Below are 19,463 nucleotides of genomic sequence, written 5' to 3' on the forward strand. Positions count from 1 at the left end.
CATTATTGAGATCTGAAAACAAAAATAAACTAAGACTCATACCCTAAATTAGGCGCTAACCAACGTTCAACTTCACTCACGCTCATTTCTCGACGTTTTGCATAATCTTCAACCTGATCTTTTTGAATTTGAGCAACAGCGAAATATTTACTATCAGGATGACTAAAATACCAACCCGATACTGAAGCACCAGGCCACATGGCATACGCATCGGTCAGTTTCATTCCAATACGATTTTCAACATCAAGTAATTGCCAAATTTTGGCTTTTTCTGTGTGCTCAGGGCAGGCAGGATACCCCGGTGCAGGTCGCGTTCCTTGATATTTTTCTCGAATAAGCTCGTCATTGGAGAGGTTTTCATCAGGGCTATAACCCCAAATTTGAGTTCTAACCCGCTGATGAAGATATTCAGCAAAAGCCTCTGCTAATCTATCTGACAGCGCTTTTACCATGATTTTATTGTAGTCATCATGGGCATTATCATAAGTATTCGCGAGAGTATCCTCTTCTAATCCTCCCGTAACGGCAAAAGCACCAAAATAGTCAGCAACACCACTTTCAACAGGAGCAATAAAATCAGCTAAGCAGTAATTAGGAAAATCATTTTTCTCTGTTTGCTGACGCAAATGGCAACTGTGTAATGATTCATGTTGTCGGCTTTCATCTTGATAAATCACAATATCATCACCCAGACGATTAGCGGGGAATATCCCGACAATTCCTTTAGGCGTTAATAATTTTTCACGGCTTAATTTGTCCAGCATCGCATTTGCATCGGCAAATACACGTCTTGCCTCTTCACCGACTACATCATCTTCTAAAATACGCGGATATTTCCCCGCTAAAGACCACGTCATAAAGAAAGGCGTCCAATCGATATATTCACGTAAGGTTTCAATACTTGCAGTGATCTCCTGCACGCCTAATTGGTTGGGTTTTGGTGGTGTGTAATTTTGCCAATCAATTTGTAGCGCATTTTTTCGCGCAACCTCTAAAGAAACAGGCGGTGTACGCGGTTTTTTTCTGGCGTATTGCTGACGTACTACTTCATATTCACGACGTGTTTTAGCAACAAAATCAGCTTGTTGTGTTTCAGATAATAGTGCAGCAACAACACCTACGGTTCTTGATGCATTTTGAACATAAACAGTAGGATGACTATAATTGGGTTCTATTTTTACTGCAGTATGCGCTTTGGACGTTGTTGCTCCACCAATCATTAATGGTAAAGAAAAACCGCGCCTTTCCATCTCTTTGGCAACATTCACCATCTCATCAAGTGAAGGCGTGATCAGCCCTGAAAGCCCAATAATATCGACTTTTTCATCAATCGCTGTTTGTAGGATCTTATCGCAGGGAACCATCACCCCCAGATCGATGATCTCATAGTTGTTACATTGCAAAACAACGCCGACAATATTTTTGCCAATATCGTGAACATCTCCTTTTACCGTAGCCAGTAAGATTTTACCTGCTGAGCTACCCGCTTGTTTAGATGCCTGAATATAAGGCTCCAGATAAGCAACGGCTTGTTTCATCACTCTTGCTGATTTCACCACTTGAGGCAAAAACATTTTTCCTTCACCAAACAAATCGCCAACAGTATTCATGCCATTCATCAATGGCCCTTCAATCACTTCAATAGGGCTTGATGCTTGTTGACGACAAGCTTCGGTATCTTCAACAATAAACTCCGTGATCCCCTTCACTAAAGCGTACTCTAGACGTTTCTCAACATTCCATTGTCGCCATTCTGCCAACTGATGATTTTGCTCATCACCTTTAGTGCCACGATAGCGCTCTGCCACTGCTAATAAATTATCTGTACTCTCTTCATGGCGGTTTAATATCACATCTTCGACTGCATTACGCAGTTCATCAGGTAGAGAATCGTAAATGGCAAGTTGCCCCGCATTAACAATCCCCATATCCATACCATTTTTTACTGCGTAATAAAGAAAAACAGAGTGAATGGCTTCACGAACAGGATCGTTACCTCTAAATGAGAATGAAACGTTAGATACCCCACCAGAAATTAAGGCATAAGGTAGTTGAGATTTAATATCCGCACAAACTTCAATAAAATCAACTGCATAATTATTATGCTCTGCAATACCTGTGGCGACAGCGAATATATTAGGATCAAAAATAATATCTTCTGGAGGAAAACCCGCTTGCTCGGTTAATAACTGATACGCTCGGCGACAAATTTCAATTTTGCGCTCTCTAGTATCTGCTTGCCCGACTTCATCAAATGCCATAACAACAACAGCAGCACCGTATTTACGCACCAATTTAGCGTGTTCAAGAAAAGGGATTTCTCCTTCTTTCATTGAAATGGAGTTAACAATGCCTTTGCCTTGAATACATTTTAGCCCCTCTTCAATCACTTCCCATTTAGAGGAATCAATCATCACCGGAACTTTAGCAATATCAGGCTCGCCAGCAATAAGGTTAAGAAAACGTGTCATGGCTTCGACAGCATCTAACATGCCTTCATCCATATTGATATCAATGATTTGAGCGCCATTTTCAACTTGCTGACGGGCAACATCTAACGCTTCTTGATAATTACCTTCTTTTATCAAACGCTTAAATTTAGCAGAACCTGTGACATTAGTTCGTTCACCCACATTCACAAACAGTGAATTCTCATCAATAACTAATGGTTCAAGACCGGAAAGACGACATGCTTTCTTCAAGGAAGGTAATACTCTTGGCGCAATACCTTCTACCGCTTGTGAAATGGCGAGAATATGCTCAGGTGTTGTTCCGCAACACCCACCGACAATATTAAGAAAACCGGCTTGCGCCCACTCTTTAATTTGCTCAGCCATTTCTTGGGCATCTAAATCATAGCCTCCAAAGGCGTTAGGCAAACCCGCATTAGGATGAGCACTGACATAAGTTTCAGAAATTTGTGAAAGTGTTTGAATATATTGGCGTAATTCTTTAGGGCCTAATGCGCAGTTTAAACCAAATGAGAGCGCATCCGCATGACGTAAAGAGTGGTAAAAAGCTTCTGTTGTTTGACCCGTTAGGGTTCTTCCTGAAGCATCTGTAATGGTGCCAGAGATCATCACAGGTAATTCAATATTGAGCGATTCAAACTCACATTTAATGGCAAAAATAGCCGCTTTCGCGTTTAGTGTGTCGAAAATAGTTTCGACCATAATTAAATCAACACCACCTTTAATTAATCCACGCGTTGCTTCTCGATAGGCTTCCACCAGCTTATCAAATGAAACATTACGAAAGGCAGGATCATTAACATCAGGAGAGATAGATGCCGTTCTGTTGGTTGGCCCTAAAACACCTGCAACATAACGAGGTTTATCCGGTGTTAAAGCACTCCATTTATCGGCACTGGCTTTGGCTAATTTTGCGGCTTCTTCGTTTAGCTCAAAACAGAGTGACTCCATGTGATAATCAGCCATCGCGATAGATGTCGAGTTAAAGGTGTTGGTTTCAACAATATCAGCGCCAGCTTGAAAATAAGCATCATGTATATCTGCAATGATCTGGGGTTGTGTTAAGACTAAAAGGTCATTATTTCCTTTAACATCACAATCCCAATGAGCAAAACGCTCACCACGATAATCGATTTCTGTAAGTTGATATTGCTGGATCATCGTCCCCATTGCGCCATCAAGTACTAAGATACGTTTTCCTAATGCTTCTACCAGTTGTTGTTTTATGTTTGCCACGTTGTTTCCTCTCAATTGAGAATGCTTTTGTGCTGTTTTTTCTTTATTGTTATTTCGTTGCTTTTTTATCCTACCATACCTTTTTACAAAGATTTCTAAGACGAAGATGAGAGATTTTCACTCAGTGATAAACACTCTTGATAAATATTTTTTATCACATATTTTGTTTTGAAAAATGTAGTGATCGGAGGAGTTTTATTATACGAGATAGTTCATAATAGATATTATTATGGATAGCATTTCTGGAGTGTATGCATGACAGTTTCCCCTACAAATAAAAAAGTACGTAAGACAAAAACAACTGCCACTCAAAGCACTGCACAAGGAGGTCCAGTTCAGTCATTAAGTCGTGGGCTGACATTATTGGAATATATTTCCGAATCTCCGGGGGGGATCGCTCTAACTGATCTCGCCTTCCAAGCTGGGTTACCCAATTCCACAACACACCGCCTACTCACGACACTTCAACAGCATGGTTTTGTTCGCCAAGTCGGAGATTTAGGATTATGGGTGGTAGGAACACACGCCTTTATTGTTGGCAGTAGTTTTCTACAAACCCGCAATCTTTTGGTAATGGTGCATCCTATTTTACGTCAGTTGATGGAAGACTCGGGTGAAACCGTTAATCTGGCAATTCTTGACCAAATTGAATTTGATGCGGTAATTGTCGATCAAGTGCAATGTAATGCGTTAATGAGAATGTCCGCACCTATTGGCGGCAAATTACCGATGCATGCATCGGGCGCAGGTAAAGCGTTTCTTTCTACTTTACCAGAAAATAAATTACTGCCTTTGCTCCAGAAAAAAGGCTTAATGGCTTATACACCTCACACCCGAACACTTCCCTCTTCCCTAAAAGAAAGCTTAGAGCAAGCTCGCAAACAAGGTTTTTCTTTCGATGATGAAGAGCATGCTTTGGGCTTACGCTGTATAGGTGCTTGTATTTATGATGAACACCACCAGCCTTTTGCGGCGATTTCGCTTTCTGGCCCAGTTTCTAGAATGACGGATTCTCGTATCACTGAATTGGGTGCCATGGTGATAAAAGCAGCAAAACAAATTAGCCGTGAATACGGTGGCGTAAAAAGTTAATCCCCTCTTTTTCACCTTCCTCATTGCAAATAATGAGGAAGGTATCTCCAAAATTAAACCGATTCAGCTTTTTAAAATGACAGCTTTTATGCTTTATTTTCGTTAAATATTAAAAAACTGTTATTTCTCACCCCAAAAAATTGATGCTGATCACAGATGTTGTTTATGGTGCATCAAGAGTATTGCAACTCTGCTTGTTACCCGTAACAATGTTACCGGTAACAAATACTATAGCGAGTTTAAGTATTCTCTTTTTTTAAAGCTAATAGTAACGCTCATCACCCTTGTGTGACTAAAGGAAGCATCATTATGACCCCTAAAAATCATGACCCAATTCAGAACGACGTTGTTCCCCTTAACGAAACAGTAAAACAGGTGACTGAACGCATTATTGCTCGTTCACAAACAACACGTCGTGCTTATCTGAAAAAAATTGAAGCCGCAAAAAGTCAAACAGTACATCGTGCTCAATTGGCTTGCGGTAATTTGGCTCATGGTTTCGCAGCTTGTCAGGCTGACGATAAAAATCTCCTGAAAAATATGGTTCATAATGATATTGCCATTATCACTGCTTACAATGATATGTTGTCGGCTCATCAACCGTATGAAGATTATCCTCAAAAAATTAAAAAAGCATTACATGCTGTTGGTGCCGTAGGACAAGTGGCAGGCGGTGTTCCTGCAATGTGCGATGGTGTCACTCAGGGACAAGATGGTATGGAGCTATCGCTCCTTAGTCGTGATGTTATTGCAATGTCAGCGGCAGTTGGCTTATCCCATAATATGTTTGATGGCGCGCTCTATTTAGGGATCTGCGATAAAATCGTTCCCGGATTAGCGATGGCAGCACTCTCTTTTGGTCATCTTCCTGCTATTTTTGTTCCTGCGGGTCCTATGACTAGCGGTTTACCCAATAAAGAAAAAGTCCGTATTCGCCAGCTTTATGCTGAAGGTAAAGTGGATCGTAATGCCTTGTTAGAAGCAGAAGCCGCTTCTTATCATAGTATTGGAACTTGTACCTTTTATGGCACAGCGAATTCCAACCAAATGGTGATGGAAATAATGGGGTTACATTTACCCGGATCTTCTTTTGTGCATCCTAATACGCCATTGCGTGATGCATTGACTGACGCAGCCGCGAGCCAAATTGTGCGTCTCACTGAAAACTCGGGTAACTATCTTCCTATCGGGCAATTAGTTGATGAGAAAGTGATTGTAAATGGCATTATTGCTCTGTTAACAACAGGCGGTTCCACTAACCTCACTATGCACTTAGTCGCAATGGCTCGTGCAGCAGGTATTATTATTAATTGGGATGATTTCTCTGAACTTTCGCAAGTTGTTCCACTTATTGCTCGCATTTATCCTAATGGCCCTGCTGATATTAACCAATTCCAAGCGGCTGGAGGAATTGCTCTCATTATTCGTGAATTACTGAAAAAAGGCTTAATTCATCGTGATGTAAACACGGTGGCTGGATTTGGTATTGAACGCTATACCTTAGAGCCTTGGTTAAATGACGGCAAACTTGATTGGCGTGAAGGTGCGATAAGCTCTTTAGATAAAGATGTGATTGCTGATATAAATACGCCATTCTCATCACATGGTGGTACACAAGTGATGCAAGGTAATTTAGGTAGAGCGGTAATGAAAACCTCTGCGGTACCCGATGAGAATAAAATTATCGAAGCGCCAGCTGTTGTTTTTAATAGCCAACATGATATTGCCGCTAAATTTGAAGCTGGTGAGTTAAATAAAGATTGTGTGGTCGTTGTGCGTTATCAAGGACCACAAGCCAATGGGATGCCTGAATTACACAAATTAATGCCGCCGTTAGGAGTGTTAATGGATAAAGGCTACAAAGTCGCATTAGTTACAGATGGCAGACTTTCAGGAGCCTCCGGTAAAGTTCCCGCCGCAATTCATGTTACACCAGAGGCTGCAAATGGCGGCTTATTATCCAAAGTGCGTGATGGTGATATCATTCGTGTTAATGGTAAAACAGGTGAGTTAACGTTGCTTGTTGATGAGCAAACATTAAATGCTCGCCAAGATAAAATCCCTGATTTAAGTGCCAACAATACAGGCTGTGGTCGTGAGTTATTCGTTAATTTACGCCGTCATTTATCAGGTGCTGAACAAGGTGCTTGTTGCATCGATTTTTAATGTAGACAAGTTTTGAGGCTTAACGAGGAGCAGATTAAATATATTTGCTCACCACTTTCTGATTAGGAAATACAATCATGGATCATTGGAATACAAGTGCAGAGTCTGTACTAAAATCAGGGCCTGTTGTTCCTGTTATTGTTATCAACCATATTGATGACGCAGTCCCTGTTGCAAAAGCGTTAGTCGCCGGTGGTGTCAAAGTTTTAGAAGTGACGTTACGTACAGAATGTGCAATTGAGGCTATCCGCCGTATTGCAAAAGAAGTTCCTGAAGCCATTGTGGGCGCGGGTACGGTAATTAATCCTCAACAATTAGCACAAGTTACTGAAGCTGGTGCTCAATTTGCTATTAGCCCAGGATTAACCGAAGCATTACTCAAAGCAGCCGTTGCGGGAACTATTCCTTTAATTCCAGGAATTTCAACAGTTTCTGAATTAATGCTGGGAATGAGCTACGGTTTAAATGAATTTAAATTTTTCCCCGCAGAAGCTAATGGTGGTGTAAAGGCATTAAAAGCCATTGCAGGACCATTCTCAACCATCCGTTTCTGCCCAACTGGCGGTATTTCGCCAGAAAACTACCGTAATTACCTTGCACTTGAGAGTGTGCTTTGTATTGGTGGTTCTTGGTTGGTGCCTAATGATGCAGTGAAAGCAGGTGATTTCCAACGTATTACTGAATTAGCTAAAGAAGCTGTTGCGGGTACTCAACGTTAATTATCTCAGTACAAAAATAGGTTTTATCTAATAAAGGTAGGTATCCCCTTGTACCTATCTTTATTTTTATCTTTTCCTAAGGCAATTTATTAAGTAAATCGCTTAGTTTGGGAATAGGCATAAACATCTTCAATATACCCGTCTTTAATTTTTTGCTGCTGTTGTTGCCAATATTCTGGTGATAAAAGCTCACGATGTAAGGCTTCAAAATAGTCGCAAACCCGCTTATCACTGCATAGGAAATAGCGAAATTCTTCAGGAAATACATCATTGAGTGCAACGCTATACCAAGGCTCGCTCGCTAATTCATCTTCAGGGTAACGGGCAGGAGGGATCGCACGAAAATTCATGTCTGTCATATAACTAATTTCATCATAGTCATAGAAAATCACACGATGATGACGAGTCACACCAAAGTTTTTAAACAGCATATCACCAGGAAAAATATTCGCTGCAATAAGCTCTTTCAACGCTTGCCCATAATCTTCAACGACCGCTTTAAGCTGATTGTCATCACACTGTTCCATATAGATATTAAGTGGCATCATTCGACGTTCCATATACAGATGACGGATCAATAATTTATCTCCCAGATCTTCTAGCTTATTTGGGATCTCTTGTTCAAAAATAGCCATTAATTCAGGGCTAATTCTTTTCTTATCGATCATAAAGTTTTCGAACTCTTGGGTATCTGCCATGCGTCCGACACGATCGTGTTCTTTAACTAATCGATAGCACTCTTTTACACGCTCTGCAGTGATCGTTTTTTGGGGCGCAAACTTATCTTTGATCACTTTAAAAACACGATCATAAGTGGGTAATGTAAATACCAACATCACCATACCTTTTACACCGGGAGCTTCAATAAATTGCTCTGATGAAAAATTCATAAAGGCGAGGTATTCACGATAGTATTCTGTTTTACCGTGTTTTTGACACCCTATTGACATATAAAGCTCAGCGATAGATTTGCTCGGTAATATATCTCTTAACCATGCAACTAATGCTGCTGGAAATGGGGCATAAACCATAAAATAAGAACGGGCAAAACCAAAAACGATACTCGCTTCATCTGCCGAGATAAGGCAAGTATCAATCAGTAATTGTTGCTCAACATTATGAATAGGTAATAAGAATGGAATATATTGCTCATTAATCACTATTTTACCAATCAACCAAGCCGCTTTATTACGATAAAAAAGTTCGTTTGCGATATGAAATACCGCACTCTGCAATTGTTCAGAAGAGAACTGGGCAGTAAGTACATCACAAATAGCGTGAATATCACGCTGTTTATTTTGCCACGGTAGTCGCAAAGGTAAGCGAGATAAAATGTCTTGCAGTAATGTGGGTAAATCACTTTGAATAACAAACTGCTTTGATAACGGTCGAGGTGCTTGTGTAAAGCGATAAGCTGGTTGGGATGAAAAAACAAATAGGTTTTTTTTATTCAATTCACGATGGTAAAACAGACGACAATAAACAGAATTAAAAAAGCTCTCTGCGATCTCAAATCGAGGGTAATTGGGTAATAATTGCGTATAGTTCTCTTTCACTCTTTGTAGAAAAAGACTTTCTTTATCAATATCATGTCGAATACACCTAAGTTGTTCAACCACTAATCCAACATGATTATCGTATAACCGGATGCGTTCCTTCATCGCGATTTGAACACCATGCCAATCCGCTTGCTCAAAACGATATTGCGCTCCTGACGTTATCTCAAGAAAGCGACCATATTGGGCATCAAAGCCTTGTAAAATTGTTTGAGCAATTAAATCTTCTGGCGTCATTAACAACCTCACGAAAAAGAGGAGCATCCTGCTCCTGAATTATCACCACAAAAACAGATAATGATATTTTTAAAACTTGTGGTTTGCGCAAACTAGAATTGTTGTTCTTCTGTAGAGCCTGTTAGTGCCGTCACTGAAGACATACCACCTTGAATAATCGTGGTCACTTTATCGAAATACCCTGTTCCCACCTCTTGCTGATGCGAGGAGAAGGTATAACCTTGATTAAGTGCAGCAAACTCTTTTTCTTGCACTTTCTCTACATAATGCTTCATGCCTTCACCTTTGGCGTAATCATGTGCCAGATCAAACATGTTGAACCACATGCTGTGAATGCCCGCTAAGGTAATAAACTGGAATTTATATCCCATTGCTGATAGCTCATCTTGGAAATGGGCAATCGTGCGATCATCAAGGTTCTTTTTCCAGTTAAAAGAAGGCGAGCAGTTATAAGCCAGCATTTTTCCGGGGTATTTATCGTGAATAGCTTCTGCAAACTTAGCAGCCATTTTCAGATCAGGAAGTGATGTTTCACACCACACCAGATCAGCATAAGGTGCATAAGCAAGCCCACGGCTAATTGCTTGATCAATACCCGCATGGGTACAGAAAAAACCTTCAGGTGTGCGCTCTCCGGTTAAGAATGAGCTATCATAAGGATCGCAATCTGAAGTTAAGAGATCAGCAGCATCAGCATCTGTTCTTGCAACAAGTAATGTTGGCACATCAGACACATCTGCGGCTAAACGTGCAGCAACAAGCTTTTGTACAGCCTCTTGAGTAGGAACTAATACTTTTCCTCCCATATGACCACATTTTTTCACTGCCGCTAACTGATCTTCAAAGTGAACACCTGCCGCTCCAGCTTCAATCATCGCCTTCATTAATTCAAAGGCATTTAATACTCCACCAAAACCAGCTTCCGCATCAGCCACAATAGGAAGGAAAAAATCAATATAATCTTTATGTTGAGGACCAATACCATTTGACCACTGAATTTGATCAGCTCGTCTAAACGTATTATTGATACGCTGAACAACATTAGGAACAGAATCAACTGGATATAGAGATTGATCAGGGTACATACTTGCTGCGGTGTTAGCATCAGCAGCCACTTGCCATCCTGAAAGGTAAACAGCTTCTAACCCTGCTTTTGCTTGTTGCAACGCTTGCCCACCAGTTAAAGCTCCTAATGCATTAACATAACCCTTTTTCGATTTACCATTTAATGATGACCAAAGCCTTTGAGCGCCACGTCTTGCTAAGGTATGTTCTGGGTTAACCGAACCTCTTAATTTAATGACATCTTCAGCGCTATAAGGACGGGTAATACCTTTCCAGCGAGGTTGTTCCCACTCTTTCTCTAATTGGGCGATTTGCTCTGATCTACTAATAGTCATAAAAACAGCTCCTATAAATACGGTAGTGATGATGTTTGCAGTTTATAAATACGTTTTAACGTATCTTTTTTAATTTAAAAGTTGGTAACCCGGTAAAGTCAGAAAATCGACTAATTCATCTTGGGTTGTAATCTTATCCATCAAAGAAGCCGCTTCTTTAAAACGTCCTTCTTCAAAACGAGTATCACCGACTTCTTGGCGTATCACTTCAAGCTCTTCTTTCAGCATTTTACGAAAGAGATCTTTAGTCACGACTTGCCCATCAGACAGTGTTTTTTGATGGCGGATCCATTGCCAAATAGAGGTACGCGATATTTCTGCTGTTGCTGCATCTTCCATTAATCCATAGATAGGTACGCAACCATTACCAGAAATCCACGCTTCAATATATTGCACCGCAACGCGAATATTAGCTCTCATGCCCTTTTCTGTACGTTCGCCTGTACAAGGTGCTAATAACATTTCTGCCGTTATTTTCTCATTGCGTTGTACATCGAGTTGGTTTTGTCGAGATCCTAAAATAGGATCAAAAGCAGCTAATACCGTTTCAGCAAGACCGGGGTGAGCAATCCAAGTACCATCATGGCCATTTGTTGCTTCAAATTCTTTATCATCAAATACTTTTTTCAAAATAATGCCGTTTTGCTCAGGATCTCGACTTGGGATAAATGCCGACATTCCACCCATAGCAAAAGCACCTCGTTTATGACACGTCTGGATCAGTAAACGTGAATAAGCACTTAAGAAAGGTTGAGTCATCGTGATCCCCTGTCTATCAGGTAATACACGATCTGGATAATTTTTTAATGTCTTGATATAGCTAAAAATATAATCCCAACGACCACAATTAAGCCCCACGATATGCTCTTTCATATGAAAGAGAATTTCTTCCATTTGAAAAACAGCGGGTAGGGTTTCAATTAATACGGTGGCTTTAATGGTTCCTGTGGCTAAACCAAAACGCTTTTCAGTGAAATGAAAAACATCACTCCACCATTTAGCCTCTTGCCATGTTTGCAATTTAGGAATGTAAAAATAAGGGCCACTCCCTTTTTCTAATAAGGCTTTGTGGTTATGGTAAAAATACAAAGCAAAATCAAATAATCCCCCTGCAATGGGCTTTCCTTGCCATAGCACATGCTTTTCAGGAAGGTGAAGACCTCTTACTCTTGCAATCAATACCGCAGGTGACGCTTTAAGTTGATAACATTTACCTTGTTCATTGGTATAAGAAATCGTGCCTTTGACGGCATCACGCAAATTGATCTGACCATCAATCACTTTGTCCCATGTAGGCGCTAAAGAGTCTTCAAAGTCCGCCATAAAGACTTTCACATTCGCATTTAGTGCATTGATAACCATTTTGCGATCGACAGGTCCGGTTATTTCCACACGACGGTCTTGAAGATCTTTAGGTATGGGATTAACTTTCCACTCAGATTTTATAATGGAATCTGATTCCGAAATAAAATTAGGAAGTTCACCATTATCAACTCTATGTTTCCAGCTATCTCTTTCAGCTAATAAAGCATGGCGTCTATCTGAGAAATGATTTACCAAATCAGTTAAAAACAACTTAACATCATGATTTAATATATCTTTTTCCTGTTCACCAAAAGATTGCGTAAAATCTAATTCTTCTGTAGTTAACGATTGTGACATTCTGCATTCCCCTAAAATCTTTTACACACCTGATTAAGATTAATGCAGTTTTTACAAAAATCAAAAATGAATTCCATTTTTATTTAAATAATTTTTAACAATGTGATTACATCGGTGTTTTTTTATTGTACAAAAATCAGAATTTCAAAATAATTCGAGGGATCTGGAAGAGATCGATAATAGACAGAGAAAAAGGAAGATTAATATTTGATGATTGTGCCTATATAGCTTTTTCTTATATGAATATTCTTCATACACAACATGAAGACCTCGACATTGAAAAGGTTATTAGCTAAATTCAGGCTTCTAGATGTCTAGATGTTTTTTAGAGGTTATTGAAATGCCAATTAGAGTACCCGATGAGCTACCCGCAGTCCGTTGTTTACAAAAAGAGAATGTCTTTGTTATGACATCCAGTAGAGCGAGTATTCAAGATATTCGCCCTTTAAAAGTGCTTATCCTTAATTTAATGCCCAAAAAAATAGAAACAGAAAATCAATTTCTACGATTGCTTTCTAATAGCCCTCTTCAAATTGATATTCAATTATTGCGTATTGACTCTCGTGTTCCTAAAAATACCCCGGTAGAGCATCTCGATACTTTCTATTGTGATTTTGACCAAATTAAAGAACAAAATTTTGATGGGCTTATTGTCACGGGTGCGCCATTAGGGCTAGTTGAATTTGAAGATGTGGCTTATTGGGATGAAATAAAAGAAGTCATTACGTGGGCTAAAGAGCATGTGACTTCTACACTCTTTATTTGTTGGGCGGCTCAAGCTGGATTGAATATCTTATACGGCCTGCCTAAATACACGCTAGAACAAAAAATTTCAGGCGTATATAGTCATAACACTTGCTCACCATTTTCACTGTTAACACGCGGGTTTGATGAGACTTTCTTTGCTCCGCATTCTCGTTATGCCGGTTTCCCTATCGACTTTATTCAAAATAATACTGATTTAGAGATCCTTGCGACGTCAGAAGAAGCTGGCGCTTATTTATTTGCGTCAAAGGATAAAAGGGTTGTTTTTGCAACTGGGCACCCAGAATACGATCCCAATACACTAGCAGATGAATATCATCGTGATGTTAAAGCGGGGTTAGATCCTCAATTACCCGAAAACTATTTTCCTAATAATGATCCGAGTAAAAAACCTATCGCTTCTTGGCGTAGTCATGGACATTTATTGTTTGCAAATTGGTTGAACTACTATGTTTATCAGATAACACCGTTCGATCTTGCCCAAATGAACCCAACATTAGATTAAAGAAAAACCCCAAAATCAATTTGGGGTTTTAAGATAATCATTTACTAAACTAAGAATTATTTATAACGATGAGCTAATGCGTTAGCTGCGATCATTGCATTATAAACATCTTCTTCAGTCACTCTCATTGGCATATTACCCATAGTGTCGCCTTCAGCACAGGCGATTTTAGCAACAGTGCGCCATTCACTTTCAATAAATTCTTTCATGCCCATATCTTCAAGTGTCAGTGGTAATTCTGCCGCTTTAATAATACGGATCACTTCATCAATTTCTTTTTGTGGTGCATTTTCTAACACTAATTGAGTTAATAAACCGAATACCACTTTTTCACCATGTTGGACTCGGTGTAAAGACTCAACAGCAGACATACCATTATTTACTGCGTGAGCAGCCGCTAAACCACCGGCTTCAGCACCAACACCACTAAGGTAAATTGTCGCTTCAATAGTTTGCTCTAATGCAGGGGTAGTAATTTTATGGCGAATAGCATCCATTGCTTTATCAATGTTTTCACTTAACATTTCAAAACAAAGTTGTGCTAAACCAAGACCTGTACGTGATGGACGTTGATTGACTAAATTTAAGCCGTCTGCTTGATAGCAAGCTCGTGCTTCAAAATAAGTTGCTAGAGCATCACCAACACCTGCTGAGAAAAAGCGTTGTGGAGCGGATGCAATAATAGCGGTATCGGCAATAACAACATCTGGGTTTTGTGGTAAGAATAAATATTTATCAAACTCACCATTTTCTTTATATAACACAGACAATGCAGTACAAGGTGCATCAGTTGAAGCGATAGTTGGGAATAAAATAACAGGAATGTGCTGATAATAAGCAACGGCTTTAGACACGTCTAATGTCTTACCACCCCCAATACCAATAATAACATTCGCTTTATTTTCAATCGCAATTTTACCAAGGCGATTAACTTCTGCTTCAGTACATTCGTAATTAAATTTTTCAACCAGTGAAACAATGCCATTTTCTTTTAAAGAAGGAACTGCTTCTTTAGTTACTTTGTCTAAAAAAAACTCATCACTAATAATAAATGCGTTATCACCAAAATCTTTCACATATTTACCGACAGAAGACAGTAATTGGCTACCAATAAAGAATTTTTTTGGCGAGGTTACAGAGCGAGGTAATATAGATGACATAACTAAATTCCTTTATTTAGATTTTACTACAAAAACAGTAGCAGAATTAGTATTTCATCTTACCTCTCATCATAATATGAATCTAGTAAACTCTCTGATAGTCATTACCTAAATCATTCTAATTTATTATTTTTAATTTATATAAAACAAATAGTTATTTTTAAATAATTTTAAAAAAGCAGATTATCCACGTATTTATCACTATAATAAAAGCATCATTTTACAACTAAAATAATGTTATTTAGGATCATCTATGACTCTTATTCGAGAAAAGCTCACATTGCCTGCAAATCAAAATAAGCTTTTACTACATTCTTGCTGTGCTCCTTGTTCTGGTGAAGTCATGGAAGCATTACAAGCTTCAGGTATTGATTACACTATTTTTTTCTATAATCCCAATATCCATCCTCAAAAAGAGTATTTAATTCGTAAGGAAGAGAATATTCGTTTCGCTAAAAAACATAATATTCCTTTTGTTGATGCTGATTACGATACTGATAATTGGTTTGAAAGAGCAAAAGGTATGGAGAAAGAACCCGAACGAGGTATTCGATGCACAATGTGTTTTGATATGCGTTTTGAAAGAACCGCTCTTTATGCAGCTGAGAATGGCTTTTCCATTATTTCAAGTTCACTTGGGATTTCCCGATGGAAAGACATGAAACAAATAAACGGTTGTGGAGAAAGGGCTGTAGCGCCTTATCCTAATATGATTTATTGGGATTATAATTGGCGTAAAAAAGGTGGCTCTGCCAGAATGATCGAAATAAGTAAACGTGAACAATTCTACCAACAAGAGTATTGTGGATGTATTTATTCATTAAGAGATACAAATAAGCATCGCAAATCACAAGGTAGAGAACTTATTAAGATTGGTGTTCAATATTATACCCCTTAGATCTTTCTTTCCTTTTATTTTATGGCATCACAGTGTGATGCCATAAAAAGAACAACACAATAAATCGTTATTTGATATACAGTCATGTTATATTCGCGCTATAACAATGTATTATTTTATTAAGGTGATTTCTTGTGGAAGACGCTGTTATTCTCGTAGATAAAAATGATAATGAGCTGGGAACAATGCCAAAGCTTGAAGCTCATATTGTAGGCGCCTTACATCGAGCCTTTTCAATATTTATTTTTAATTCAAAACAGCAATTACTCATTCAACAACGTGCAATTTCTAAATATCACTCTGGTGGTTTATGGGCAAATACATGTTGTAGCCACCCGCTTCCAAACGAGTTACTTTCAGATGCTATTCATCGTCGTTTAAATGAAGAATTAGGCATGAAATGTGATATGCAACCTATTGGAACTATTCTGTATAACGAAAAAGTGACAGATGATCTGATAGAGCATGAATTTGATCACCTATTTCTTGGATTTAGTAACGAATTACCACATAGCAATCCAGATGAAGTGATGAATTATCGTTGGATTTCTTTAGATACACTCTATCAAGATACCGAAGAAAACCCACAAAATTACAGTGCTTGGTTTCGTTATATATTAAATCGAATGGGGATTGAGCAATTTTCTCGTTGGAGCCAAGGCATTATTTAACAATTATCTTATTAATAACCTAAATATAAAATAACTTGCTCATTCTTTTGATCTTTTAAAAACCCCCAAACGCAAAAAAGCCAACCCATTGGGTTGGCTTTCTCGTCTTATTTAATGCCTGGCAGTTCCCTACTCTCACATGGGGAGACCCCACACTACCATCGGCGCTACAACGTTTCACTTCTGAGTTCGGCATGGATTCAGGTGGGTCCGCTGCGCTATGGCCGCCAAGCAAATTCGGTTTTATTACCCGTTACTGTCGTTTCTTTCTCAGTAACCAGCAATATTCAATCTTAAACAAGCCTACTTCATCTACTCTTCGTCTCTCAGACAAAACACCTTCGGTGTTGTCAGGTTAAGCCTCACGGTTCATTAGTACTGGTTAGCTCAACGTATCGCTACGCTTACACACCCAGCCTATCAACGTCTTAGTCTTAAACGTTCCTTTAGGTCACTCAAGGTGACAGGGAAGACTCATCTCGAGGCAAGTTTCCCGCTTAGATGCTTTCAGCGGTTATCTCTTCCGCACTTAGCTACCGGGCAATGCCATTGGCATGACAACCCGAACACCAGTGGTGCGTTCACTCCGGTCCTCTCGTACTAGGAGCAACCCCTCTCAATCTTCCAACGCCCACGGCAGATAGGGACCGAACTGTCTCACGACGTTCTAAACCCAGCTCGCGTACCACTTTAAATGGCGAACAGCCATACCCTTGGGACCTACTTCAGCCCCAGGATGTGATGAGCCGACATCGAGGTGCCAAACACCGCCGTCGATATGAACTCTTGGGCGGTATCAGCCTGTTATCCCCGGAGTACCTTTTATCCGTTGAGCGATGGCCCTTCCATTCAGAACCACCGGATCACTAAGACCTACTTTCGTACCTGCTCGAGCCGTCACTCTCACAGTCAAGCTGGCTTATGCCTTTGCACTAACCGCATGATGTCCGACCATGCTTAGCCAACCTTCGTGCTCCTCCGTTACTCTTTAGGAGGAGACCGCCCCAGTCAAACTACCCACCAGACACGGTCCCCGATCCAGATTATGGACCTAGGTTAGAACATCAAACGTTAAAGGGTGGTATTTCAAGGTTGACTCCATGCAGACTGGCGTCCACACTTCATAGTCTCCCACCTATCCTACACATCAAGGCTCAATGTTCAGTGTCAAGCTATAGTAAAGGTTCACGGGGTCTTTCCGTCTTGCCGCGGGTACACTGCATCTTCACAGCGAGTTCAATTTCACTGAGTCTCGGGTGGAGACAGCCTGGCCATCATTACGCCATTCGTGCAGGTCGGAACTTACCCGACAAGGAATTTCGCTACCTTAGGACCGTTATAGTTACGGCCGCCGTTTACTGGGGCTTCGATCAAGAGCTTCTCCCTAAGGATAACCCCATCAATTAACCTTCCAGCACCGGGCAGGCGTCACACCGTATACGTCCACTTTCGTGTTTGCACAGTGCTGTGTTTTTAATAAACAGTTGCAGCCAGCTGGTATCTTCGACTGGCTTCGGCTCTGTCCGCAAGGGACTTCACTTACCGCCAGCGTGCCTTCTCCCGAAGTTACGGCACCATTTTGCCTAGTTCCTTCACCCGAGTTCTCTCAAGCGCCTGAGTATTCTCTACCTGACCACCTGTGTCGGTTTGGGGTACGATTGTTGGTAACCTGAAGCTTAGAGGCTTTTCCTGGAAGCAGGGCATCAATTGCTTCACCACCTTAGTGGCTCGTCATCACACCTCAGCATTAAGTGACCGGATTTGCCTAATCACTCTGCCTACATGCTTGAACCGGGACGACCGTCGCCCGGACAACCTAGCCTTCTCCGTTCCCCCATCGCAGTTACCACCAGTACGGGAATATTAACCCGTTTCCCATCGACTACGCTTTTCAGCCTCGCCTTAGGGGTCGACTCACCCTGCCCCGATTAACGTTGGACAGGAACCCTTGGTCTTCCGGCGTGCGGGTTTTTCACCCGCATTATCGTTACTTATGTCAGCATTCGCACTTCTGATACCTCCAGCATACCTCACAGTACACCTTCGCAGGCTTACAGAACGCTCCCCTACCCAACAACACATAGTGTCGCTGCCGCAGCTTCGGTGCATGGTTTAGCCCCGTTACATCTTCCGCGCGGGCCGACTCGACCAGTGAGCTATTACGCTTTCTTTAAATGATGGCTGCTTCTAAGCCAACATCCTGGCTGTCTGAGCCTTCCCACTTCGTTTCCCACTTAACCATGACTTTGGGACCTTAGCTGGCGGTCTGGGTTGTTTCCCTCTTCACGACGGACGTTAGCACCCGCCGTGTGTCTCCCGTGATAACATTCTTCGGTATTCGCAGTTTGCATCGAGTTGGTAAGTCGGGATGACCCCCTAGTCGAAACAGTGCTCTACCCCCGAAGATGAGTTCACGAGGCGCTACCTAAATAGCTTTCGGGGAGAACCAGCTATCTCCCGGTTTGATTGGCCTTTCACCCCCATCCACAAGTCATCCGCTAATTTTTCAACATTAGTCGGTTCGGTCCTCCAGTTAGTGTTACCCAACCTTCAACCTGCCCATGGATAGATCACCGGGTTTCGGGTCTATACCCTGCAACTCATTCGCCCAGTTAAGACTCGGTTTCCCTACGGCTCCCCTATACGGTTAACCTTGCTACAGAATATAAGTCGCTGACCCATTATACAAAAGGTACGCAGTCACCTCACGAAGAGGCTCCTACTGCTTGTACGTACACGGTTTCAGGTTCTTTTTCACTCCCCTCGCCGGGGTTCTTTTCGCCTTTCCCTCACGGTACTGGTTCACTATCGGTCAATCAGGAGTATTTAGCCTTGGAGGATGGTCCCCCCATATTCAGACAGGATAACACGTGTCCCGCCCTACTCGTCGAGTTCACAACAACAGCATCTTCAGATACGGGGCTA

General features: G+C 40.8%; 11 protein-coding genes and 2 rRNA genes (1 of these 13 running past the window's edge). 6 read left to right on the forward strand and 7 right to left on the reverse strand.

The genetic code is table 11. The features are described from left to right. Window positions 1–29: 29 nt before the first annotated feature. Window positions 30–3,707, reverse strand: a complete 3,678-nt coding sequence (metH, locus tag BTA34_RS15055; RefSeq protein ID WP_151436261.1) for a methionine synthase — start codon at window positions 3,705–3,707, stop codon at window positions 30–32. Window positions 3,708–3,962: 255 nt separating this feature from the next. On the opposite strand from metH, the gene iclR reads away from it, so the two are divergent. From iclR to BTA34_RS15070, 3 genes are all read left to right on the forward strand, one after another. Continuing rightward, complete coding sequence (iclR, locus tag BTA34_RS15060) at window positions 3,963–4,799, forward strand: glyoxylate bypass operon transcriptional repressor IclR (protein WP_151436262.1); 837 nt, start codon at window positions 3,963–3,965, stop codon at window positions 4,797–4,799. Window positions 4,800–5,108: 309 nt separating this feature from the next. Then, the gene (edd, locus tag BTA34_RS15065; protein ID WP_151436263.1) at window positions 5,109–6,965 is read left to right on the forward strand and encodes a phosphogluconate dehydratase; all 1,857 of its coding nucleotides are present in this window, start codon (window positions 5,109–5,111) and stop codon (window positions 6,963–6,965) included. A 77-nt stretch (window positions 6,966–7,042) separates the two neighbouring features. After that, window positions 7,043–7,684 carry a bifunctional 4-hydroxy-2-oxoglutarate aldolase/2-dehydro-3-deoxy-phosphogluconate aldolase gene (locus BTA34_RS15070; protein WP_151436264.1) on the forward strand — a complete coding sequence of 214 codons (642 nt, stop codon included), beginning with the start codon at window positions 7,043–7,045 and terminating at the stop codon, window positions 7,682–7,684. 89 nt (window positions 7,685–7,773) lie between these two features. On the opposite strand, the gene aceK is transcribed toward BTA34_RS15070, so the two are convergent. The 3 genes from aceK to aceB all read right to left on the reverse strand — a co-directional run bounded on the left by aceK (window position 7,774) and on the right by aceB (window position 12,539). Continuing rightward, window positions 7,774–9,483, reverse strand: a complete 1,710-nt coding sequence (gene aceK, locus BTA34_RS15075) for a bifunctional isocitrate dehydrogenase kinase/phosphatase (RefSeq protein ID WP_416202683.1) — start codon at window positions 9,481–9,483, stop codon at window positions 7,774–7,776. A gap of 86 nt (window positions 9,484–9,569) precedes the next feature. Then, window positions 9,570–10,877, reverse strand: coding sequence for an isocitrate lyase (gene aceA, locus BTA34_RS15080; RefSeq protein ID WP_072065199.1), 1,308 nt, complete (start codon window positions 10,875–10,877; stop codon window positions 9,570–9,572). 69 nt (window positions 10,878–10,946) lie between these two features. After that, a complete protein-coding gene (aceB, locus tag BTA34_RS15085; RefSeq protein WP_151436266.1) occupies window positions 10,947–12,539 on the reverse strand; it encodes a malate synthase A in 1,593 nt (530 codons plus the stop codon). 340 nt (window positions 12,540–12,879) lie between these two features. Between aceB and metA the strand changes: the two genes are divergently transcribed. Then, window positions 12,880–13,809 carry a homoserine O-acetyltransferase MetA gene (gene metA, locus BTA34_RS15090; RefSeq protein WP_151436787.1) on the forward strand — a complete coding sequence of 310 codons (930 nt, stop codon included), beginning with the start codon at window positions 12,880–12,882 and terminating at the stop codon, window positions 13,807–13,809. Between the two features lie 56 nt (window positions 13,810–13,865). On the opposite strand, the gene BTA34_RS15095 is transcribed toward metA, so the two are convergent. Further along, the gene (locus BTA34_RS15095; protein ID WP_151436267.1) at window positions 13,866–14,969 is read right to left on the reverse strand and encodes a glycerol dehydrogenase; all 1,104 of its coding nucleotides are present in this window, start codon (window positions 14,967–14,969) and stop codon (window positions 13,866–13,868) included. Between the two features lie 253 nt (window positions 14,970–15,222). Between BTA34_RS15095 and BTA34_RS15100 the strand changes: the two genes are divergently transcribed. Together BTA34_RS15100 and idi are read left to right on the forward strand one after the other, a co-directional pair. Then, window positions 15,223–15,867 (forward strand): epoxyqueuosine reductase QueH, encoded by a 645-nt coding sequence (locus tag BTA34_RS15100; protein ID WP_151436268.1) that lies wholly within the window; start codon window positions 15,223–15,225, stop codon window positions 15,865–15,867. Between the two features lie 134 nt (window positions 15,868–16,001). Then, entirely contained in the window at window positions 16,002–16,538 is a 537-nt protein-coding gene (idi, locus tag BTA34_RS15105; RefSeq protein WP_151436269.1) for an isopentenyl-diphosphate Delta-isomerase, read from the forward strand. Between the two features lie 116 nt (window positions 16,539–16,654). Here idi and rrf read toward each other — a convergent pair. After that, window positions 16,655–16,770 (reverse strand): 5S ribosomal RNA (gene rrf, locus BTA34_RS15110). Between the two features lie 119 nt (window positions 16,771–16,889). Then, window positions 16,890–19,463, reverse strand: a 23S ribosomal RNA gene (locus tag BTA34_RS15115); it runs 329 nt beyond the window's last position.

The sequence above is a fragment of the Proteus sp. CD3 genome (genome assembly GCF_008808075.1).
Lineage (GTDB): Bacteria > Pseudomonadota > Gammaproteobacteria > Enterobacterales > Enterobacteriaceae > Proteus > Proteus appendicitidis.

Excerpts from the sequence above, each read along its gene's own strand:
- BTA34_RS15095 (WP_151436267.1), bottom strand. The coding sequence starts at position 14,969 with ATGTCATCTATATTACCTCGCTCTGTAACCTCGCCAAAAAAATTCTTT.
- edd (WP_151436263.1), top strand. The coding sequence starts at position 5,109 with ATGACCCCTAAAAATCATGACCCAATTCAGAACGACGTTGTTCCCCTT.
- aceA (WP_072065199.1), bottom strand. The coding sequence starts at position 10,877 with ATGACTATTAGTAGATCAGAGCAAATCGCCCAATTAGAGAAAGAGTGG.
- iclR (WP_151436262.1), top strand. The coding sequence starts at position 3,963 with ATGACAGTTTCCCCTACAAATAAAAAAGTACGTAAGACAAAAACAACT.
- aceB (WP_151436266.1), bottom strand. The coding sequence starts at position 12,539 with ATGTCACAATCGTTAACTACAGAAGAATTAGATTTTACGCAATCTTTT.
- BTA34_RS15070 (WP_151436264.1), top strand. The coding sequence starts at position 7,043 with ATGGATCATTGGAATACAAGTGCAGAGTCTGTACTAAAATCAGGGCCT.
- BTA34_RS15100 (WP_151436268.1), top strand. The coding sequence starts at position 15,223 with ATGACTCTTATTCGAGAAAAGCTCACATTGCCTGCAAATCAAAATAAG.
- metA (WP_151436787.1), top strand. The coding sequence starts at position 12,880 with ATGCCAATTAGAGTACCCGATGAGCTACCCGCAGTCCGTTGTTTACAA.